Raw genomic sequence first — 17,731 nt, 5'->3', positions numbered from 1 at the left:
AATTCCCCCATGCGTCAGATACCGCTCTATGTTCTGACCATTCTGGTCGGGCTTGGTTTGGCCTATGTCTTCATCTCGCCGTTTTATATCGGGCTGCCATCATCAGGTGTAAGCGGGCAAGATGTAACGATTGCTCCGGAAAACTTTCAGATACCCGATGATGCGGGCGGTGAAGCGCCGGGTAACTCTGACCAGCCGCAGGAAGCGGCACCTCCAGCACCACAAACAACAACTGCCGCACGGCAGGTTGATCCGGATGGTTTTTCCTTTACGAGTAAGGAAACAGTACCTCTGCAACGCATCGAACCGCGTCAACCGCTGAGCGAGATCGGGCAGGCAGTACCGCCGCCTCCACCACCGCCTGTGCCGGTTGATAATACGGCAAGACCCAAATTGCTTTACCGGCCAGTGGCGACCGCTGCGGGGACAGTTGAGGCCTCCGGCTACAGGATCACCGTTGAGGGCATCAACATTCTATCCCCTGATGAAACCTGTGCAATTGACGGTGGTGCATCATGGCCTTGCGGCATGGCTGCCCGCACGGCTTTTCGCAATTGGCTGCGCTCGAAAGCCATTGAATGCAATGTTCCCGGTCAGCCGCCGGAGGCTGTTATTTCGACCCAATGCAAGCTTGGCACCACCAATCTGGCCGCATGGCTGGTTGATAATGGCTGGGCACGGGCCGCAGATGGCACATCTCTGGCTGAAAACATGAAAAGGGCGCAGGAGGCGAAGCTTGGCATTTTTGGCAGCCCGCCTCCAACGCTTCCGGCAATTGACGAGGCGCCATTGCTTGATTCTTCCGGTGATGTGCCAGAGCTACAGCCCGCGCCGCCGCCGGTGACTGCACCTGACGCATCCTTTCCGCCGAAGCCGCAGTAGAGAGCTTAACTCCTCAACGCTCGTGGCAGACAGCTTCCACATTATGGCTGTCCGGATCGTGTACAAAGGCCCCATAATAATCGGGATGATAATGGGCGCGCAGTCCGGGCTGGCCATTGTCTTTGCCACCCGCTTCAAGCGCCGCCTTATGGAAGGCATCCACAAACGCACGATTGCTAACACGAAACGCAACATGGACAGGGGGATTGTTCGGCGTGCCGCTGGCAATCCAGAAATCCGGTTTGCCGCCTTCGCCAAAACCGGCAACATCAGCGCTGCCGGTGACAGAGGCAGGAAACTCGACAATCAGTTCATAACCAATGGCTGCCAGCGCTTTCTGATAGAACTTCTTGCTCTTTTCGAAATTGCTGACATTCACTCCGGTGTGGTCAATCATCCGTTCCTCCCGAGGATTCTACTCCTGATATGGAAGAACTAAGCCAATTGACCCGTCAATGCCTTTTTGATGAGCGCCCGTGTTTCATTGATGCCATAAAGCGCGACGAAAGAGCCAAAGCGCGGTCCGCGTTCCTGCCCGATCAGCACCTCATAGAGCATCTGGAAGAACGACACGGATACACCGGGTCCACCCTCGGGGCTCTTCTTGGTATGATCCTGATAGCGTTCAATGCCACGGGCGACGTCCAGCATGGCATTCTGGATCGCATTGCCATCCGCATCCGCAGGCAATGTCGCGAGCTGCGCGTCAATGCCCCTCAGGGCCTCAAGCTCGACCTCATCAGCCGGGCGGAACTTCTTCGTCGGCTTGACGAAGTCGTTGAAATACCGGATCGCATAGGTAACGAGTTCATTGAGCTTCGGATTGTTCTCCTGTGTCACATCAGGTGCATAACGGGAAATGAAGCCCCAGAGAACGTCGGCATTCTCGGCGTTTGAAGCGCTGACAAGGTTGAGCAGCATGGCGAAAGGCACAGGCATATCAAGTACGGGCGGGTTGCCGTAATGCTGGTGCCAGACAGGGTTGCCCAGCCGCTCCTTCCATTCCTGCCGCTGATACGCGGAAAGGAACGTGAAGTACTCGTCCACTGCCTTCGGGATCACGTCGAAATAGAGTTTTTTCGCGGTCTTCGGCTTCTGGAACATATAGAGCGACAGGCTCTCGGTCGGGGCATAGGTCAGCCAGTCATCAATGGTCAGGCCATTGCCCTTCGACTTCGAAATCTTCTGGCCCTTGTCATCAAGGAAAAGCTCATAATTGAAGCCTTCGGGCGCGCGGCCGCCAATAGCGCGGCAAATCTTGGATGACAGCGTAACGGAGTCGATCAGGTCCTTGCCTGCCATTTCATAGTCGACACCAAGCGCGGTCCAGCGCATGGCCCAATCGGCTTTCCATTGGCACTTGACCTTGCCGCCAGTGACTTCCGTTTCTATGTGCTCGCCGGTATCCGGATCTTCATAAGTAATGGTACCTTTTTGCACATTGCGGGCAATCATGGGTACCTGCAGGACAATGCCTGTGGTCGGGCTGATAGGCAGGAAGGGCGAATAGGTTGCCCGGCGTTCCTCACCCAAGGTTGGCTGGATGATGTTCATGACATCATCATAGGCCGCCAGCATTTTGAGCAGCGTCTCGTCAAACCGGCCCGACGTATAATAATCCGTGGCGGATGCGAATTCATAGTCGAAGCCGAAGCGGTCGAGAAATGCCCGCAACCGGGCATTATTGGCGGCGCCGAACGATGGATATTCGTTGGAGAAGGGATCAGGGATGCGGCTGAGCGGTTTGCCCAGATACGACGCCATCATATCCCGGTTTGGTACATTGTCTGGAACTTTGCGCAATCCATCCATATCGTCTGAAAAGCACAGAATCTTTGTCTTGACGCTGTCCTTTGTCAGGACGCGAAAGGCGTGTCGAACCATCGAGGTCCGCGCAACTTCGCCGAACGTGCCGATGTGGGGGAGGCCGGATGGACCGTAACCCGTTTCGAACAGCACGGTTTCAGGATAACCTGTTTTCTCATACCGTTTGATAATCTTCTGCGCCTCTTCGAAGGGCCACGCTTTGGCCTCTGCTGCCGCCGCGATAAGCTCGGGGGTCAGTTCGATTTGGGTATTGGGGCGCGAAGTCATTCTCGGTTTCCTGTTTTCCTGCCATGTGGTGAAGCGCGCGGACACTATGGCGGCAGCTTCGCCGCGTCAATTGCCACGGCGTCACACAGGACTGTTGGTAGGCGGTTTTAATAAAAATCGACGGGGAAGTACCGCAGATAGAGTTCAGAGGTCGTGCCTTTTTCTTCCATGGATTTCAATGCAAAATTGAAGGCATCAACGAGATCAGTGTTTTTCGTCGTGGTGGCGATCATCATACCATCGCCCAGAAACTGCGGCGCAATGTAAGGTCCACCGGCAAACGTGCAGCAATTCTTGGCTTCCGGGCTGCCAATCCAGAAGGACAGATCAGATCCGTCGCCGAAAACAGCGTCGATTTTCTTGTCCAGCAAATCCTTCAACATCAATTCACGCGTGGGATAGCCGACCCATCGATCTTTGGGAAAATAGTCGGCAAAAATCGCCTGATGAACGGACCCGGCAACGACGCCAACCACTTTGTTCTCAAGCTTGTCAGCCAAAGGCTCCGCAAGGGCCGTTTCCTTTAAGGTAACGAAACGGGCAGGCAAGCGCATATAGGGAGCGGTGAATGCGAACTTTTCCCGCAGCGCTGTTGTGGGTTTCAACCCAGCGATGATTGCCTCGGCTTCGCCGTTTTCTACGGTCTGCTGCAATTCGTTCCATGGCCGTGCTTCGATCTGGCAAATCGCAGTCACATTCAACTCGTTGCAGATGGCTCGCACCAGATCGATATTGAAACCGGAAATGCGCCCGCTTGCGTCAACGAAATTGAATGGCGGATAATCCACGGTGGTGACAAACCGGATACGTTCGACCGTGGAAAGGTCTGGTTTTGCGACGTGCTCCCGCCCATCCCAGTAATGCGGAAAATCCGATGCGGCAACGGCTTGGGACAGCCCCGCCATGAGGAAACCTGCAGTGCAAAAAGCGATTGTCCGGATATGCATTCGATCTCAGAATCTGATGTGATTTGCCTGAAGATTAGCACGGCTGGTTCCGACATGACAGGTTTGATGGTTGTGGTTGGGTTTATCCATCGTACCCATCTGCCGGGCAGGACCGGATTTGATAACTGGCTTCGACTTTCGATGGATTGTTATAGATGTAAATCACGCCTACAAGTATAACCTATTGTTTATAAAGCTATAAATTGTTCTGAACTTCATTTTCAATTTCGAATTGTGGGTTGAGTTTATAATGTTGGCTTGTTCATTGCGAAAGAAACACGTTCTGTCCATCGCGAGCATTCAGGAAACCTATATCCAGTAGTCGGCCAGTGCTTTCCCGTGAAATTGAAGTTCTTCTGGCCGCGCGACTCTATCGTGCGGGTTTGGCGAAAGCGCTGATAGAAGCTGCCTTCACGGCTTCCATTAACAACAACACCTCTTTCATCGATGAACTCTATGCAAGTGCATGCGGCGAAGATGGGTTGATCGGGCAGTGTATTGCTGATGTTGCGGGGGTGGCTTTTGAAGAGGTTCCCCGAAGCACGACCATTGTTTTGCGCACGGGCCCGAATATGAGCATTCTGCCACGCGCACGCATCGCAACGGTGCTCACCCGCCACAATAATGCGGTGATTTATATCGCGCCAACCATCAATGACATTGCTGTTATCAAGCGCGGTTTGTCAGAGCGCGGCGATTTGGTAACACGATTGAGGGTAACCACGCCGTCAGGTGTGCGTGAGCTTCTAAGATCCGGCCACGAAAAGTTGCTCGTCGATGAAGCATCGAGAATGGTTGAGGACACGCATCAGGAATATTCAGCGAAAATTGTCCTGACAGGCCGGCAAGGTATTCTGGTCGGCGGATTGGCAACCTGTTTTCTGTTGTTGGTCTTTCACAACGCACGACTGACATGGCAGGGGCTGCACGTTATTTTTTCCCTGTTCTTCCTTTCCTGCGTCCTGTTGCGATTGGTTGCCTGCAGGAGCCTGAGTAGCGATAGCCTATCACCCCTGCTTGAAATCAGACCTGATGAGCTTCCTGTTTACACGGTTATGGTGGCGCTTTATCAGGAAGCAGACATTGTTCCGCAACTGGTAAAAGCCATGTTGGGGCTGAACTGGCCGCGATCGAAACTACAGGTTCTGTTTCTGTGCGAAGCGGACGATGAGGCGACGCTGGCTGCGCTCAAACGTGAAGAAATGCCTCAGTGTTTTGACATCCTGCCAATATCCGACAGCGGTCCGCGAACGAAGCCAAAGGCGCTCAATTACGGCTTGTTGCTGTCGAAAGGGTCATTTGTAGTCATCTATGACGCGGAGGATCGCCCCCATCCGGACCAGTTGCTCGAAGCCTTCCAACGCTTCCAATCGGCTGATGAAAAACTTGGATGTCTTCAGGCTCCACTTAAGGTGGCCAATGCCCATGAAAGCATGATCGCGCGGATGTTCGCGTTCGAGTATGCGGCTCATTTCAGGAGCTTCCTGCCATGGCTTGCGCATCATGGGTTGGTAATGCCGCTTGGTGGCACCTCCAATCATTTTCGTTATGATTGCCTGAGAGCCGCTGGAGGATGGGACCCGCACAACGTCACGGAGGATGCGGAGCTTGGAACCCGCCTGGCTCGACTGGGGTATCGGATCGATATGATTTCGCGTCCAACCCTTGAAGATGCACCGACCGAAATTGACATATGGTTTCGCCAACGCACGCGCTGGTTCAAAGGCTGGATACAGACCTGGCTCGTTCAGATGCGCCGGCCTGTTATATTGCTGAGGCAACTGGGCATTCAGCGCTTCCTTGCCTATCATTTGTTGGCAGCGGGGATGATTATTTCCTCGCTGCTTTATCCGTTCACTCTGTTTTTTATTACCGGAGCCACCTTCTGCTGGCTTTCCGGGTATGGCGTCTTTGCGGATATCCGGGAACTTCTTTTTCTCGATATCCTCAATATCGTCATGGGGTATTTATCGTTCCACACGCTGGGACGACGCGCGCTGGCGGGCACCCGAATGCCCGGCCCGATTTTACCATGGATACCGCTTTATTGGCTGTTCATGTCCTTCGCCGCATGGCGGGCTTTGCGGCAATTAAACCGCTTGCCATTCCTGTGGGAAAAAACACCGCATCGCCCCGCGCGATCTATTCAAGAAACCCCGGGCCAGAACCAATGATGAGCGCATCTTCATTGCCAATAACTTCAAGGTCCCGATCTTTGTAGGGCAGGCTTAATAAAACGCGGCGGATAACGGCGATGCGCGCGCGGCGCTTGTCATTGGAACGCACGACCGTCCACGGCGCATGGGCCGTATGGGTCCGCGCCATCATCTCGTCGCGAGCCTTTGTGTAGTCATCCCATTTCTCGGCACCGGCAATGTCCATCGGCGAGAACTTCCAGTTCTTCAGCGGACTATGGCGGCGATCATGGAAGCGTTTGAGCTGCATGGTCTGACCGATGTTGAGCCAGAATTTGAAAAAGAAAATACCGTCAGCCACGATCATTCGCTCAAAGCCGGGGGTTTCCTCCAGAAAGGATTCATGCTGTTCGGGCGTGCAAAATCCCATGACGGGTTCGACGCCACCGCGATTGTACCAGGAGCGGTCGAACGTCAGGAATTCTCCGCTTGTCGGGAAGTGTGAGACGTAACGCTGGTAATACCATTGTCCGCTTTCCGTCTCGGTGGGCTTGGGCAGCGCGACATTGCGCGCATTACGAGGGTTCATATATTGGCGCAAGGTGAAGATCGTACCACCCTTGCCCGCAGCATCACGGCCCTCAAAAACAGATATCACGCGGCGGCCGGTTTCCTGCAACCAGCTCTGCATCTTGACGAGTTCTATTTGCAGCTGTTCCAAGGTGTCTGCGTACTCGTCCTTGTCCATTTTTTCCGTGTAGGGAAAATCCCCAGATGCAAGGGCACCATCATCAATCCAATCGGGCAATTTGGGATCATCGATATTGAAGCTGCGCTTCTTCCCATCAATCTTGAGTTTAAGCGTTGTCTTACCGACTTGTGGCTGGTCGGATTTCTTTTTCGAATTCTTGGCCAATACAGCCTCCCTCAATTGACATGAAGCCATGTTATTGGGACAGCGTTGTGGCGTCCAGTGTCGATGACAAAGCATGGCAGGGCAGGGAGTTGAACGCATGAGCATATTGGGTTCGGGTCGGGAAAGCCGCGGTTTGCGGCAAAGAGCGTTGCAACGGATCATCCGTGCGCGCTACATTCTGGGCGCCGCTGCCTTTCTCACTGCGCTTGTGCTCAATTCCGGTGCCTCCTGGTGGCTGAGCTTTGCGATTTTGATGTTGCTGCTGCTTGGTGTGGTTGCGCTCTCCGCGAGCATTCCGCGCATTGATGATGCGAGCGCAGTCCAGCCCATAAACGATGCCGCGATCTTTCGCCTATCCGGCCAGCAGCTTGCTGCACAATTGCCTGATCCGCTGATCATCTTCGATCACGAGGGCACAATTCTCTATGTGAACCCCGCTGCCAATGGTGCATTCGGTCCATTGGCACGGGGTGGAACGCTGCTCCTGCATTTTCGTGCGCCAGAAATGCAGACCCTGGTTCAGTCAGTCATGTCCGATGCGCAGGCCGGATCGATTGACTATTCCGAACGTGTTCCGGTCGAGCGCTGGTATCGCGCCACCGTCCTTCGTCTCGATCAGGGTGGTCCGGACCGGCAGTATCTCCTGTCGTTCCGTGATCTGACCGAGGCGCATCGGCTGGAACGCATGCGTTCAGACTTCATCGCCAATGCCAGCCACGAGTTGCGCACGCCGCTTGCCTCGCTCAGTGGTTTTATTGAAACCTTGCGCGGACCAGCGCGCAACGATGCCGTCGCCCGCGATAATTTTCTTGAGATTATGCAGAAGCAGGCCGAACGCATGGCACGATTGATTGATGATCTTCTGTCTTTGTCGCGCATTGAGATGAAAGCCCATATCGCCGTCAAGGATCAGGTCGACCTGACCACGGTTCTGAACCATGTGGTTGACTCGCTCCGCCCGCTTGCTGCCGATCTGGACATTGAGATTGAACGGAACATTGATCCGGGACCTGTCATGGTCCTTGGCGACCGGGATGAACTGACGCAGGTTTTTCAAAATCTGCTGGAGAACGCCTGTAAATATGGCCAATCAGGCAAGAAGATCATTGTTGAACTCAGCAACAATGGCGACGGTATCAAAGCCACTGTTCAGGATTTTGGTCCCGGCATACCGGAAGAACATATCCCGCGGCTCACCGAGCGCTTTTATCGGGTAAACATAGAGACAAGCCGCGCCCAGAAAGGCACGGGACTTGGCTTGGCAATCGTCAAGCACATTCTGACGCGCCATCGCGCTCGCCTTGTGGTCCGCTCTCGTGTCGGCGAAGGATCATCTTTTACGGTCGCTTTTGGTCCGCAAAAAACCAAGGCGTGAGAACAAACAAAAAAGGCGCCATCAGGCGCCTTTTCCAGTTGCATTTCCGCTTATCGAACGCGTCGGCGATCCGATGCCGGTTGGTAAGCCAAGCGGGAGTGATAAGTGCAGTAGGGTCCACCTTCAGCCACATCATTTCCACAGAAGTGAAAATCAGGCTGTAACGGATCACCCATTGGCCACTTGCAGGTACGCTCGCTCAGCTGCACCAATTCGAGGCGGCGCGAAATGGGCACAACGACGTCAGTGGACGAAGTTTTCATGACCGTCTGCGTCACGGTGTCAGCAAAATATTCCTGCTGCAACGCCGTTGCACCAACGCTCTTGGTCACCACCCGGCTTGTCATCTGTGCGGATGTTGTAACACCGCTGCGATGTCCGCTTGAGGCTGTTGTATTGACTTTTTTGCTGCGCGTTTGTGTCGATGTGGTCTTACCGCGACCTGACAATTTCAGGCGGTGTACCTTACCGATGACCGCATTGCGGCTGACACCACCCAGCTGTGCTGCGATCTGACTTGCACTCAGACCTTCGGCCCAAAGCTTTTTCAGCTGTTCTACGCGCTCATCTGTCCAGTTCATCTTCCTTGGCTCCGTATTGTGCGGACTCTAGGCTGAATCCTTCCTTCACATCTGGATTGCTCCAGATTGCAGATACTATATCTATCCAGGTGACGAGGTCCGCCGCACGAAATCTAGCTATTCCGTTTCTCAAGCTACAATATGCGATGACTCTGTGACAAGAGTCGGGCATGGGAAGCAGCTATGCTTTTTTGGGTTTTCCCCAACTTGCGCGTGGAAACGCACGATAAATGACATTTCCTTGAGGACATGTCGCTTTCCGTATGACGGTACGGTTATAGTTTTGAAAAACTTGAGGAAAGACCGTTCTTTGCAAAGGGTAATATCTCGTCCGGTTTTTGAAGTGTTTATTTGACAATTGCAATTTGAATGATGATATTACCTGCGTCAGGCCGCCCTTGTGGGCGGCTTTTTGATTTCATCGCTGCCGGTTTCATCTTAGCAAACAGCAGATCCAAATAGGGTATTGGAGGCCCGAAACGACATGACGGACGCAAACGCGCAACCGCTATACGACACTTTTGCTCGTGCGGATCTGCGCTTTGAGCGAGGAGAGGGTGTCTGGCTGATAACCGAGGGCGGTGACCGCTATCTCGATTTCGCCGCTGGCATTGCTGTCAATTCGCTCGGTTATTCGCATCCGCATCTTGTCGAGACCCTGAAGACCCAGGCTGATAAGCTGTGGCATCTGTCCAATATATACGAAATTCCCGGACAGAAGCGCCTTGGTCAGCGCCTTGTTGACAGCACTTTTGCGGACAAAGTCTTTTTCACCAATTCCGGTGCGGAAGCTCTGGAATGTGCGATCAAGACCGCGCGTCGCTATCATTATGTGAATGGCCACCCGGAGCGGTTCCATATCATTACGTTCGAAGGCGCCTTCCACGGACGGACGCTGGCCACGATTGCTGCTGGCGGTCAGGAAAAATATCTCGAAGGTTTCGGACCAAAAGTATCAGGCTTTGATCAGGTGCCGTTTGGCGATGAGAAAGCACTGAAGGCGGCTATTGGTCCGCAGACTGCTGCGATCCTGATCGAGCCGATTCAGGGTGAGGGCGGTGTGCGCCCGGTTCCCGATGAAGATTTGCGCCGCCTGCGCAAGATTTGCGACGAGAACGGTCTGCTGTTGATCCTCGATGAAGTTCAGTCGGGTGTCGGACGTACAGGCAAATTCTTCGCCTATGAATGGTCGGGCATCACGCCTGACATCATGGCCGTTGCCAAGGGTATTGGCGGTGGTTTCCCGCTCGGCGCCTGTCTTGCAACCGCTGAAGCGGCCAAGGGCATGACGGCAGGTGTGCATGGCACTACCTATGGCGGCAATCCGCTCGCTATGGCTGTAGGCAATGCTGTGCTTGATGTCATTCTTGCCGATGGCTTCTTTGAGCACGTTCAGCAGGTTGCACTGTTCATGAAGCAGGGTCTTGCGTCAATTTCCGATCGCTATCCGGATATTATCGCCGAGGTGCGTGGCCGTGGTCTGTTGATGGGCATCAAGAGTGTTGTTCCAAACACAGCGCTTGTGCAGGCCCTGCGCGACGAGCATCTGTTGACCGTTGGTGCCGGTGACAATGTTATTCGCCTGTTGCCGCCTCTGGTCGTAACGGAAGAAGAAGCGCGCGAGGCTCTGTCGCGGATTGAAGCGGCTGCCGAACGCCTGTCGGTCACAGCCCGGCAGAAGAGTGCGTAGGAAACTGTCATGACAATCAAGCAGGACCTCCGTCACTTCACGGATATCTCGGCGCTTTCTTCCGGTGTGCTGCGTTCGATCCTTGACGATGCGCGTGCGCGCAAGAACCGGCTCAAGGCTGGCAACATTGAAAAACCTTTCGCAGGCAAGGTCCTTGCGATGATTTTCGACAAGCCTTCCACGCGTACCCGCGTCTCCTTTGATGTCGGTATGCGCCAGCTTGGCGGCGAAACCATCATGCTCACAGGGTCCGAAATGCAGCTCGGCCGTAGTGAGACTATCGCTGATACGGCAAAGGTGCTGTCGCGCTATGTCGATATCATCATGATGCGCACGACGACCCATGACCGGTTGACCGAAATGGCCGAGAACGCCACCGTGCCAGTTATCAATGCTCTGACGGATGACACACATCCTTGCCAGATCATGGCTGATATCATGACGTTTGAAGAACATCGTGGCCCGGTCAAGGGCAAGACGTTTGCCTGGACAGGTGATGGCAACAACGTGCTTCATTCACTCGTTGAAGCGGCTGCGCGTTTTGATTTCAACCTGAACATTGCCACGCCTGATGGTAGCGAGCCGGAAAGCAAATATCTGGCCTGGGCCAAGAGCGCCGGTGGCAATGTCAGGCTGACGACCGATCCGATTGCTGCGGTCGAGGGCGTTGATTGCATCGTCACCGATACATGGGTCTCGATGGGTCAGGAAGGTCGCGCGCGCGGTCACAATGTGTTCATGCCCTATCAGGTCAATGATGCTTTGCTGAAGCATGCACACCCCGATGCGCTGTTTATGCACTGCCTGCCAGCGCATCGCGGTGAAGAGGTAACGGATTCAGTCATTGACGGACCTCATTCGGTTGTTTTTGATGAGGCTGAAAATCGATTGCATGCGCAAAAAGCAATTCTAGCCTGGTGTCTCGAAGGAGGTCGCCCGAGTGTCTGATATGTCTGACATTGCCAAGCGCTCCGACGAATATGTTTTCGCCGGAGATGATGCCGTTGTACCGTTTCAGGTCGAGGCGCTGGATGCCCGTGGCCGCGCTGTGCAATTGGGTGCGACGCTGGACGATATTCTTAGTCGGCATGACTATCCCGAGCCAGTTGCAAAACTGCTGGCGGAAGCCATTGTCCTGACCGTTCTCTTGGGAACGTCGTTGAAGTTCGATGGCAAGTTCATTTTTCAGTCGCAGTCCGATGGGCCTGTTGACATGCTTGTTGTCGACTTCCGTACGCCCAATTCAGTGCGTGCCTACGCCCGTTATGACGAGGACCGTTTGGCCGAGGCAATTGCTGCAAATGAGCTATCCCCCGAACAGTTGATGGGCACCGGAACACTCGCGCTGACCGTTGACCAAGGCGAATACACCCAGCGCTACCAGGGCATTGTTGCGCTTGACGGCTCCAATCTTGAGGAGATCGCCAAGACATATTTCCGCCAGTCGGAACAGATCCCGACGGATATCCGTCTATCGGTCGCCAAGCTTATCGAGCGCGGCGAGGACGGTAAGCCTGTTGAACAGTGGCGTGCGGGTGGTTTGATCGTGCAGTTTTTGCCGCAATCCGAGTTACGTATTCGCCAGCGCGATCTTCCGGCGGGCGATGCTCCCAATGCTGATCAGGATGATGAAGAGTTTGATGAGGATGATGACTGGACCGAAGTAAAGGCGCTGGTTGCCACCATCGAAAGCTCGGAGCTGACCGATCCGCAGGTTGGAGCCGAACGCTTGCTCTATCGTCTGTTTCACGAACGCGGTGTCCGTGTATTTGACGCGGTCCCAGTCAACGACGATTGCTCGTGCTCGCGTGACAAGATTGCGGGTGTTCTTTCCGGTTTCACCGCCGAAGAGATCACCGACAGCATTGAAGATGGCAAGATCAGTGTAACATGCGAATTCTGCTCCACTCATTATGAGTTCGACCCAGCAGAATTCCTGCCAAAGAACTGATTTTTCCTCAGGCGCGTGAGCGCGCCCGGCAATAAGGATCGCCATTATGGACGTGCGTGACAGCAACGGAAACGAGCTTCAGGATGGCGATTCAGTCACTTTGATCAAGGATCTCAAGGTCAAGGGGACATCCGAAACAATCAAACGTGGCACGCTGGTCAAGAACATCCGTCTGAATGGCCGTGAAGGTGAGGTCGAGTGCAACACCAAACAGGTCAAGGGTTTGGTTCTGAGAACCGAATTCGTCAAGAAGGCTTGACGCGCTGCCAATATAGCTGCCCGTTACTTCAGCAATCCGTTGGCCATGCGCCATGAAACCAGCGCCTCGTGAGCAACGGTGACGACGATAAGCAGCACGATAAATGCGCTGATGATCAACCATAATGGCCATGGCTTGACCGACCGTTTGGCGAACAGTCCAACAACAAGGCCCGGAACAAGCGCAAGCGCCAGCAGTTCCGGTATGCCAGCTTTTCCCGCTTGAATGCTTGGCAGAGCATACCCCATAAGCAGCGCACCAAAACCGACCGCAAAAGTGATAATGGAACAGGCAAGCGCCTTCACATAGGGTATTTCAGTTTGGGTGGTCATCAGGTCATGTACTCTTGCTTGTCAAAAATGGCGCTTGAAATGACTGCGCTATAGATCAAACTGCTTGGTCGATAGTTAATTCAATGTCCGCAATTGGTCTGGCAAATCAAGCGAAAAAGCCGGAATCTCGATATCAAACAATTTTCCGGCCTCGGTTTCCATGGAATAGCGCCCGACCATAACACCTGATGTTGTTGTCAGAGGGCAGCCTGATGAATATTGAAATGAGTCGCCGGGATTGAGCACTGGTTGTTCGCCAATCACACCCGGTCCACGAATTTCTTCGATCTGACCATTTCCATCGGTAATTTTCCAATAACGGGCCCGCAATTGAACAGTCCCATCGGATTCATTGGCAATCGTAATCCGATATCCCCAGACATATCTGTTCTCTTCCGGATTGGACTGCTCCTCCAGATAGAATGGTTCTACGACAACTTCAATGTCACGGGTAACGGCGCGATACATAATAAACCTTGTTTCACCACTGATATTGCGGGTCGCAGCCATTACGTCAACCATTACAATACATAAAGTTGGTTAAAATTAATGTGAATATTCAATATTATCTCTAAATTTATACTTAAATATACCAAAACCGCACTGAAATTGGTTTCAGTGCGGCATCGGTGATGGCCTATTTGGCTGCCTTGAGGGCAGTGTCAAAATCCTCGATCAGATCATCGGCGTCTTCAAGACCAACAGACAGGCGCAACAGCCCATCCGAAATGCCCAGTTCTGCGCGTGCTTCATCTGTAAGGTTTTTATGGGTGGTTGTCGCGGGGTGAGTGATGAGACTTTTCGAATCTCCCAGATTGTTGGAAATCCGCACCACCTCCAGACCATTTTCGAAATCGAAAGCCGCTTTCTTGCCACCCTTCAGTTCAAACGCAACAAGTGTCGAGCCGCCTGTCATCTGTTTGGCGATAATATCGGCCTGCGGATGGTCGGCCCTGCCGGGATAGATCACCTTGGCAATTGCCGGATGATCGGCGAGGAAATCAGCAATCTTTGCCGCGCTTTCCGTTTGCTGGCGCACGCGCACGGGCAAAGTTTCAAGACCCTTCAGCATGATCCATGAGTTGAACGGGCTGAGGCCCGGGCCGGTATGGCGGAAATATTCGTGCAGGTTTTCATCGATCCATTTCTTGTCGGAAAGGATGACGCCGCCAAGGCAACGGCCCTGACCCTCAATGTGCTTGGTTGCCGAGTAAACAACGATATGCGCCCCAAGTTCGAGCGGCTTCTGAAACAGCGGCGTCGCGAACACATTGTCGACAATCAGCTTGGCACCGACAGAATTGGCGATCTTTGCCACGGCGGCGATATCGACAATCTCGAGTGTTGGATTGGTCGGACTTTCCAGAAACAGTGCCTTGGTATTCGGGCGGATTGCCTTTTCCCAATTCTCGGTCTTCGAACCATCGATCAGGGTAAAATCGACGCCATATTTCGGCAGGAGTGTTTCGATGATGTAACGGCAGGAGCCGAAGAGGGCGCGCGCTGCCAGAACATGATCACCGGCCTTGACCTGACACAGGATTGAAGCGGCAACGGCGGCCATGCCCGAGGCGGTTGCGCGGGCATCTTCAGCGCCCTCAAGAGCACACATGCGCTTTTCGAACATGTCAGTGGTCGGGTTGGCATAGCGTGAATAGATGAAGCCGGGTTCTTCGCCCTTGAAACGGGCTTCGGCTGCTTCGGCGCTGTCATAGACAAAGCCCTGAGTGAGGAAAAGCGCCTCCGATGTTTCACCGAAACCGGAGCGCAGGGTTCCGGCATGAACGAGTTGTGTCGCGGGGCGCAGCTTGCGGGTTGTGGTCATCGTCTTCTCAATCTGCCAGAATCTGGCCAATAAAAAACCGGCCTTGCGGGAATCGCAAAAAGGCCGGACGAGACCGGGCCTCTTTTAGCAAATTATTTAACGTGGCTGCAAGCCGGCCGGCCAAATCACCACGGGATAAAAGTGCTTTAATCCTCTTGGCGGCTTGCGTCAATCGGGTGAGGCGCTAAAGCTTTTGTGAAATTTAGTGAGGTCGCGGCGGTTGATATGAGTATACATGAAGCGGGCATTCTGGCGGATAGTGGTATCAGGGCATTGCATCAGGCCGGTGCGCTGAAAACCGAACGGGATTTCGATGCCGATCAAATTCAGCCAGCCAGTCTCGATTTACGGCTGGGCACAAAGGCCTATCGTGTGCGCGCCAGCTTCATGCCCGGGCCGGGAACCCCTGTTATCAACAAGCTGGAAAAGCTGAAGCTGCACGAGATTGACCTCAGCCAAGGTGCAGTGCTTGAAACCGGCTGTGTCTATATTGTCCCGCTGCTGGAAAGCCTTGCTCTGCCTGCGGGCGTTTCGGCATCGGCCAACCCCAAAAGCTCCACAGGGCGTCTCGATATTTTTACCCGCGTTATCGTTGATGGCGCTCAGGAATTCGACAAGGTGCCCGCGGGATATCACGGGCCTATCTATCTCGAAGTGAGCCCGCGCACCTTCCCGATCGTTGCGCGTGCCGGCTCGCGCCTGTCCCAGATACGTTTTCGCACGGGCCGGGCGCAGCTTGATGAGACGGAGCTGACCGCACTGCATAAAAATGAAACGCTGGTTGCTTCCGATACGCCCAACATTTCCGGCGGCGGCATTGCGCTGTCCATCGACCTGACCGGCGACAAGAACGGTCTTGTTGGCTATCGCGGCAAGCATCACACCGGCGTGGTGGATGTTGACAAGCGCGGTGCCCACGACCTCTTCGATTTCTGGGAGCCGATCCATGATCGTGGCGCCCGCGAACTGGTGCTCGATCCGGATGAATTTTATATTCTCGTATCGCGTGAGGCTGTGCATGTGCCGCCGCTCTATGCGGCCGAGATGACGCCTTTTGATCCGCTGGTGGGTGAGTTTCGCGTTCACTATGCGGGGTTCTTTGATCCCGGTTTTGGCCACACCGCCGCAGGAGGCACGGGCAGCCGCGCGGTGCTTGAAGTGCGCAGCCACGAGGTGCCGTTCATTCTGGAGCACGGCCAGATCGTTGGCCGCCTCATCTATGAGCACATGCTGGAGCGGCCAAAAGCCCTTTATGGCACCGATCTCGGCTCGAACTATCAGGCGCAGGGTCTCAAACTCTCCAAACATTTCCGGTCGTGAACAGTCACTGATTGACAAAACTTTGGTTTGGCAGAGGCTGATGCGTATGACGGATTTTCCTGAAGGAACTGGATATTCGCAATGCCTCAGCAGCCCCAGTCCAAACGACGCATCATTGTCATCGTCCTGACGGTCATTACGATCATTGCCCTGCTGCCCTTGTTTTCAGTATTGGCGACCTATGCGATCGCCACAACTCTTGGCTGCACGGTGGATGAGGGCAGTGTTCACCCCTGCCTTTTAGGCGGTATGGATATCGGCGACACACTCTATACGATGGGCGTAATGGGCTGGTTGATGATCCCTGCCGCACCGGTCCTGCTGATTGCCGTGCTGGGTTGGATAGGACTGGGCGTGGCTGTCTTGACGGGGCGGATGCGCAGGGGCTGATAATAGATTGCAGGATGACCAGCAAAACCGGTTGACTATCGGTCTCGTCTGCTTTTGATTTCGATTGTCTGTCCAGCAGGTCTCTCGGATATGCGGGTGTAGTTCAATGGTAGAACGGCAGCTTCCCAAGCTGCATACGAGGGTTCGATTCCCTTCACCCGCTCCATCAACCTTTTTAGTAGTTTTGGTTGTAATTTCCTGCCTACTCTATTCAGAGTTTTACAAACTATATTGTTCTTTTGACCTCACGGACAAAATCATCAAATGAAGCGACAGAAGGCGCAATTCCCGATTACCGCTACAGCGCCGTTGTGAGGTCTGTTTGTCGATTGGTCGAAATGATAACATTCAACTGGGGAATTATCGGCAAGGGGCACAAATATGAACTGGGTGAACAGCCTTTTCGGGAAAATAGCGTCTTATGCCGATAACAGAGGAAACCGGTATGATGCGGAACGCGGCCAGGCAATATCGCGCATTGTTACAGTCCCGTTCATTGCAGCCTACATCATAATCGCTCTTTCCGCGAGCGAGCGCGAGTTGAATGCGGTTACCATAGCGCTGCTCATCTATGCCGTCTTTTACATCCCCGTTTCCTGGTTCCTGCTTCACAACATCGTAAAACGGCCTGGTTACAACCTAAAACGCCGCATCTTTGCCATGTCCAACGACTATCTGGCGATGACATTTGCAATGGCTGTCGGTGGAGCAATCACTGCACCTGTGTTTGCGATGGTGTTATGGGTTACTGTTGGCAACGGGTTGCGGTATGGGCCACGCTATCTGATAGCGGCCACGGTCGTTGCGCTGGTTGCCCTGGCAGCCACCACCTATTTCAACAGTTTCTGGCGCAGTGAACCCTATGTTGTCGTCACCCTTGTGATGACCGCCATTCTGGTTCCCGCCTATGTCTATATTCTGCTCACGCGTGTCCACAAAGCCTACAATGCAGCGCTGGAAGCCAACCTTGCCAAGTCGCGGTTTCTGGCACAGGCAAGCCATGATCTGCGCCAGCCCATCCACGCCATCAGTCT

The 17,731-nt window shown here is 53.9% G+C and carries 17 protein-coding genes, 1 tRNA gene, 1 pseudogene and 1 riboswitch; of the genes and pseudogenes, 11 read left to right on the top strand and 8 right to left on the bottom strand.

Annotation, left to right across the window (positions count from 1 at the left end; all coding sequences use genetic code 11):
* Nucleotides 1–9: 9 nt before the first annotated feature.
* Nucleotides 10–882: a thermonuclease family protein gene (locus FHW17_RS00095; protein ID WP_182508950.1), complete on the top strand. Its 873-nt coding sequence runs from the start codon at nt 10–12 to the stop codon at nt 880–882.
* Nucleotides 883–895: 13 nt separating this feature from the next.
* Here the strand turns inward: FHW17_RS00095 and FHW17_RS00090 are convergent, their stop codons facing one another.
* The 3 genes from FHW17_RS00090 to FHW17_RS00080 all read right to left on the bottom strand — a co-directional run bounded on the left by FHW17_RS00090 (nt 896) and on the right by FHW17_RS00080 (nt 3,923).
* Entirely contained in the window at nt 896–1,279 is a 384-nt protein-coding gene (locus tag FHW17_RS00090) for a VOC family protein (RefSeq protein WP_182508949.1), read from the bottom strand.
* A 38-nt stretch (nt 1,280–1,317) separates the two neighbouring features.
* On the bottom strand, nt 1,318–2,976 hold the full coding sequence (locus FHW17_RS00085) for a lysine--tRNA ligase (RefSeq protein WP_112528806.1): 1,659 nt from the start codon (nt 2,974–2,976) through the stop codon (nt 1,318–1,320).
* A gap of 107 nt (nt 2,977–3,083) precedes the next feature.
* Nucleotides 3,084–3,923 carry a transporter substrate-binding domain-containing protein gene (locus FHW17_RS00080; protein ID WP_112528808.1) on the bottom strand — a complete coding sequence of 280 codons (840 nt, stop codon included), beginning with the start codon at nt 3,921–3,923 and terminating at the stop codon, nt 3,084–3,086.
* A gap of 329 nt (nt 3,924–4,252) precedes the next feature.
* Here FHW17_RS00080 and FHW17_RS25415 point away from each other — a divergent pair, with 329 nt between their 5' ends.
* The gene (locus FHW17_RS25415) at nt 4,253–6,097 is read left to right on the top strand and encodes a glycosyltransferase (RefSeq protein WP_182508948.1); all 1,845 of its coding nucleotides are present in this window, start codon (nt 4,253–4,255) and stop codon (nt 6,095–6,097) included.
* Here FHW17_RS25415 and ppk2 read toward each other — a convergent pair.
* On the bottom strand, nt 6,066–6,974 hold the full coding sequence (gene ppk2, locus FHW17_RS00070; RefSeq protein WP_227987256.1) for a polyphosphate kinase 2: 909 nt from the start codon (nt 6,972–6,974) through the stop codon (nt 6,066–6,068). The genes FHW17_RS25415 and ppk2 overlap by 32 nt on opposite strands.
* A 97-nt stretch (nt 6,975–7,071) precedes the next feature.
* Between ppk2 and phoR the strand changes: the two genes are divergently transcribed.
* Entirely contained in the window at nt 7,072–8,349 is a 1,278-nt protein-coding gene (gene phoR, locus FHW17_RS00065) for a phosphate regulon sensor histidine kinase PhoR (protein ID WP_182508947.1), read from the top strand.
* 50 nt (nt 8,350–8,399) lie between these two features.
* Here phoR and FHW17_RS00060 read toward each other — a convergent pair whose 3' ends face one another.
* Nucleotides 8,400–8,930 (bottom strand): GcrA family cell cycle regulator, encoded by a 531-nt coding sequence (locus FHW17_RS00060; protein WP_112528816.1) that lies wholly within the window; start codon nt 8,928–8,930, stop codon nt 8,400–8,402.
* 484 nt (nt 8,931–9,414) lie between these two features.
* Here FHW17_RS00060 and FHW17_RS00055 point away from each other — a divergent pair, with 484 nt between their 5' ends.
* The 4 genes from FHW17_RS00055 to FHW17_RS00040 are packed head-to-tail and all read left to right on the top strand — an operon-like array spanning nt 9,415 to nt 12,830.
* Nucleotides 9,415–10,620 carry an aspartate aminotransferase family protein gene (locus tag FHW17_RS00055; protein ID WP_112528818.1) on the top strand — a complete coding sequence of 402 codons (1,206 nt, stop codon included), beginning with the start codon at nt 9,415–9,417 and terminating at the stop codon, nt 10,618–10,620.
* Between the two features lie 9 nt (nt 10,621–10,629).
* Nucleotides 10,630–11,568 carry an ornithine carbamoyltransferase gene (gene argF / locus FHW17_RS00050; RefSeq protein ID WP_112528820.1) on the top strand — a complete coding sequence of 313 codons (939 nt, stop codon included), beginning with the start codon at nt 10,630–10,632 and terminating at the stop codon, nt 11,566–11,568.
* A gap of 1 nt (nt 11,569) precedes the next feature.
* Complete coding sequence (locus FHW17_RS00045) at nt 11,570–12,571, top strand: Hsp33 family molecular chaperone (RefSeq protein ID WP_112528822.1); 1,002 nt, start codon at nt 11,570–11,572, stop codon at nt 12,569–12,571.
* Between the two features lie 46 nt (nt 12,572–12,617).
* The gene (locus FHW17_RS00040; protein WP_112528824.1) at nt 12,618–12,830 is read left to right on the top strand and encodes an alkylphosphonate utilization protein; all 213 of its coding nucleotides are present in this window, start codon (nt 12,618–12,620) and stop codon (nt 12,828–12,830) included.
* A 23-nt stretch (nt 12,831–12,853) separates the two neighbouring features.
* Here the strand turns inward: FHW17_RS00040 and FHW17_RS00035 are convergent, their stop codons facing one another.
* The 3 genes from FHW17_RS00035 to FHW17_RS00025 form a co-directional block, all read right to left on the bottom strand.
* A complete protein-coding gene (locus FHW17_RS00035) occupies nt 12,854–13,162 on the bottom strand; it encodes a hypothetical protein (protein WP_112528826.1) in 309 nt (102 codons plus the stop codon).
* Between the two features lie 75 nt (nt 13,163–13,237).
* Nucleotides 13,238–13,630 carry a Co2+/Mg2+ efflux protein ApaG gene (gene apaG / locus FHW17_RS00030; RefSeq protein WP_091886440.1) on the bottom strand — a complete coding sequence of 131 codons (393 nt, stop codon included), beginning with the start codon at nt 13,628–13,630 and terminating at the stop codon, nt 13,238–13,240.
* A 169-nt stretch (nt 13,631–13,799) separates the two neighbouring features.
* The gene (locus FHW17_RS00025; protein ID WP_091886437.1) at nt 13,800–14,987 is read right to left on the bottom strand and encodes an O-succinylhomoserine sulfhydrylase; all 1,188 of its coding nucleotides are present in this window, start codon (nt 14,985–14,987) and stop codon (nt 13,800–13,802) included.
* A gap of 62 nt (nt 14,988–15,049) precedes the next feature.
* Nucleotides 15,050–15,129: riboswitch (SAM riboswitch) on the bottom strand.
* Nucleotides 15,130–15,212: 83 nt separating this feature from the next.
* Here FHW17_RS00025 and FHW17_RS00020 point away from each other — a divergent pair.
* The 4 genes and pseudogenes from FHW17_RS00020 to FHW17_RS00005 form a co-directional block, all read left to right on the top strand.
* Entirely contained in the window at nt 15,213–16,307 is a 1,095-nt protein-coding gene (locus FHW17_RS00020; RefSeq protein ID WP_182508946.1) for a 2'-deoxycytidine 5'-triphosphate deaminase, read from the top strand.
* 81 nt (nt 16,308–16,388) lie between these two features.
* The gene (locus FHW17_RS00015; RefSeq protein ID WP_182508945.1) at nt 16,389–16,697 is read left to right on the top strand and encodes a hypothetical protein; all 309 of its coding nucleotides are present in this window, start codon (nt 16,389–16,391) and stop codon (nt 16,695–16,697) included.
* A 92-nt stretch (nt 16,698–16,789) separates the two neighbouring features.
* Nucleotides 16,790–16,863 (top strand) — tRNA-Gly (locus tag FHW17_RS00010).
* A 215-nt stretch (nt 16,864–17,078) separates the two neighbouring features.
* A pseudogene (locus FHW17_RS00005) lies at nt 17,079–17,731 on the top strand (hybrid sensor histidine kinase/response regulator); the annotation flags it as partial.

The organism is Phyllobacterium sp. P30BS-XVII (assembly GCF_014138335.1).
Classification (GTDB): domain Bacteria; phylum Pseudomonadota; class Alphaproteobacteria; order Rhizobiales; family Rhizobiaceae; genus Phyllobacterium; species Phyllobacterium meliloti.
This window is presented reverse-complemented; position numbering and strand designations above follow the sequence as displayed.